The following is a 3,780-nucleotide window of genomic DNA, read 5'->3' as shown; positions in this document are numbered from 1 at the left end:
TCCAACAACAGTAATCAGTTATCAATTACCAGAAAGAAGTTTGGTAACAATAAAAGTCTATGACATTTTAGGAAGGGAAATAGCTACACTCATAAATGAATATCAAAATGCTGGCAGTTACAAAGTAGAATTTTCAGCCGACAAATATCAACTTTCCAGTGGAATATACTTTTACACATTAAAAACGGGAAAGAATTATGCAGTTAAGAAGATGTTGCTGGCGAAGTAGATGACATTATACACAAGTGAAGCGATAAATATTGAAACCGCAAAGAATGCAGAGAAAGCGCAAAGTATTTAAGTTTTCTGCAGATAAATAAACATAATCAAGCAAAGATGAAGAAAGGGATTCTTCGCTTCGCTCAGAATGACAATGAAAAAGTATGTGTCATTCTGAGGGAACGAAGTGACCGAGGAATCTAAATGGAAAAGAGATTCTTCACTTCGTTCAGAATGATAATAAAACAAGAGATACTTCGCTTTGCTCAGTATGACTGTGTGAAGGAAAGTGGTTAAATAAACATAATCAAGCAGAGATAAATTTCTTGATTTTTTTTGAGATTTATTAAAATTCCATAGCAGAAAATTTCGGGGCAGATACTTTCCGGTTTGAGTAAGTTCATTTCATTTTACTGAGGGTGAAATTAATGGATGAAGTAAATTTTAGTTTAGGCGGTAAAATTATTCCTCTGCCATTTTTACTAATTGTGGTAAGGGGTGATTTTATATTCCAAAAAAATAAAACTGGAGGTGCAGAATGAAAAAGAAATTTATATTAAAAATAGGGTTCATTCTGAATTAGTAAAATTTTTAGGAGTGATTATGAAAAAAGTAGTTTTTAAAAATGTATTTATAGTTATAATGTTTTTGATTTCTGGAAAAATAATTAACGCTCAGGATTGGCCTTTAGCTCCGGAGGTATGGAGTGAACCAATTTTGCTAGACAGCGCGTTAAATATTCCTTTCCATTGGTTTGATTCACCTGCATTTACAAAGTCAATGGATACTCTTTATTTCACCGGAGGTAATGGTGTTTTTCGTGCCGTAAAAAACTTTGTTAACGGAAAGACAATTTGGGATGTAAGCCGGTTAAATGACAAAGTAAATCCCCCGGGACAATTACCCCCAATTTCATGTCCAATAAGCCGTGATGGAAAACGAATGTATATAAGTAATTATGGAGACTCCGGATATGGCGGACAGGATATTTGGCGAAGCGATTGGAATGATAGCACAAAAGATTGGGGACCGCCGGTAAATATGGGACCAGGGATAAATACGCCGCGAGGGGAAGTATTCTTTTATGAACTGAGTAGAGATTCTGCATATGTTTTAGCAAATCATACAGGATTAGTAACTATGTATTTATATACATTCGATAATCAGAAAAATGATTGGGCTGTTGCCGATAGTTTTGCAAACGTAACCTCTAATCCATTTGAAAATCCTTTCACTACAGCTCATATTTATGGATTAAGCACAACGCAGAATAAGAAAAAATTATACTTTGCTCGGCAATATTATCCTTCCGAAATTGGTCAACCAATAAAAGAAGCAGAGCTTAGAAAGCAAGAATTGGTAGTATCTTACTGGGATAATAAGAAAAATACATGGGGAAATTGCTATTATCTTAATATCAATTCAAGAGGATATTACCCGGATTCAATTAAGTGGCCAACTTTTGTAGCAGGCGGTGAAGATAGGTATCCGTGGATATCTGAAGACGGCAAAGTTCTTGTTTTTTCCTCGGCGCGTAATGTTAAAATCGATTCAACGGGTAGCGGTGACGAATTACCAAAACTGTACATCTCATATTTGTTAAAAGATGAAAACGGTAGCCCGGTTAGCGTTGAAATTGATAAGCACAACAAACCATCAAGTTTTTATCTTTTTCAAAACTACCCTAATCCATTTAACGGTTCCACAATAATAGCTTTCAATTTAATGGCAACACAGAACGTCAAATTAATTATTTATGATATTCTCGGTAAAGAGCTTGCAGTACTAATTGATAAAGAAATGACTTCGGGAATGCACACTATAACATTCAACCCGCTGTTAAATAATTTATCAAGCGGCGTATACATTTATTGTTTAATAACAAAAAGAAAGGAAATATCAAAACAAATGATTTATTTAAAATAATTGGAGGATGCTATGAAAAGTATATATTATTTATTAGTCACTATGCTTTTCTTTAGTATTAGTTCTTATTCGCAAAATTTTTCAGACATTGTTAACCTTGATTATAATAGCAGGGCAAAGAATGTTGTTAAAGGAACTTCAAATTCACTTTTAATGACTCTCACCCCGCCGGATACAATTAAGGAGATTGTAATAATTTCAATGGATCCTGGAACAGGGTGCAATTTACCAAGTTGGTTTAATGGCTTGTTTAGTTATGATTTACTGCATTATTTTAATGAGTCCACACTAAACAATTATATTTATAGTCCAATTGTGATAAGGCGCGATGCGACGCATGCATTTGAGTTAGAATCGGTGCCATCGGGTCATGACCATGGAGCAACCAATATAGATTCGGTGCTTTTCAAGGCGGATTCCATTGTAAATTTCGCCGAATATGATTGGAATAATGATAGAATTGTTGAAGTGCATTTTACATCAATTGGACCTGGCAATTGGGGCGTGGTTGGAAATGTTCATAATTATACATCCAGGGATTCTGTAATAGTTGCAGGTGTAAAAAGACCTATAATTGTAAGGGTTGATCATCAAAGCAGAGGTGTAAATAGAGATAATTATTATGGTGTTATAGTACATGAAAATGGTCATTATTATTTTGATTTAATTGATCAAGACCATTCTGGGTTAACAACCTTTAACCATTGGGGTTCAGGCAGTTTTGATGTAATGTCGGATGTATTAGGATTTTACGATGCAAGTGGTTATTTGCAACCTTCTCCATACAGTCCGGTTTACAGCGATGTAACAATCAGAGGAAATAAGTGGTTAACGGCAATTCCAATTACGAGTAGCAATCAGAATTTTGTATTGTCGGATTATCAAAGCACAAAATCATTATATGTTTATACTCCATCAAGTTTACCATCTAATGCAGTCCCTAATGAAAAGTTTTATATTTCTTATATTAAACCTACTGCCAGTTATGCATTTAGTTGTTTCCCTTTAACTGATAAAAATAAGGGTGGAGTAATTATTTGGCATGTAAAGGGTGACGGATTAATAGGCTCTGGAGATTTTTGGAATTGGTACAGCAAAGACTTTGACATAGAAGCAGCTTTAGGAAAAACAAATTGGTCTGACGATCAATATGACAGTGGGATATCTAATCCCATTTCTGGACGTGACAAATTAGAAGTTAGAAAAGTTGTTGGAGGAGCAATTGTTGGTGGACCTTATACAGGTGAGGGTGTTTATTCAGCGGGGGAAGAAGGTATCCTTTATATCCCAGGAGACGGTAAGAAATTCAATTTTTATTCTAATCCTAATAGTAACTGGTATAACCAATATGAAACTTATGCACATAATATACTCTCCGGGTTTTCATTTAAAAATTTGAGATATGAAAATGGGCAGGCTAAAGTTGATATAAATATCAACCATTATACAGTAGAAGAAAATACAACATTAACAGTAGGTAAATGGTATATAAATAATACGATTACTGTTAATTCAGGCGTAACTTTAACTATTCAACCGGGCACAGAGCTATATTTTGGTAATGGAGCTTCATTAGTAGTCAACGGCACACTCAATGCCCAAGGGTCATCGGAAAATAGAATTACTTTTACAAGC

2 protein-coding genes and 1 pseudogene are annotated in these 3,780 nt (G+C 34.6%); all 3 read left to right on the top strand.

Annotation, left to right across the window (positions count from 1 at the left end; all coding sequences use genetic code 11):
• The coding region (locus tag ACSSWA_RS14835; protein WP_437357421.1) for a T9SS type A sorting domain-containing protein at positions 1-229 on the top strand (229 nt) is incomplete at its 5' end.
• 593 nt (positions 230-822) lie between these two features.
• The gene (locus ACSSWA_RS14830; protein WP_437357419.1) at positions 823-2,145 is read left to right on the top strand and encodes a T9SS type A sorting domain-containing protein; all 1,323 of its coding nucleotides are present in this window, start codon (positions 823-825) and stop codon (positions 2,143-2,145) included.
• 12 nt (positions 2,146-2,157) lie between these two features.
• Positions 2,158-3,780, top strand: a pseudogene (locus tag ACSSWA_RS14825) (hypothetical protein); the annotation flags it as partial.

Source organism: Melioribacter sp. Ez-97, assembly GCF_051488665.1.
Taxonomy (GTDB): domain Bacteria; phylum Bacteroidota; class Ignavibacteria; order Ignavibacteriales; family Melioribacteraceae; genus Melioribacter.
Note: the sequence above shows the minus strand (reverse complement) of the source record. Positions and strands in the feature narration are given on the sequence as shown.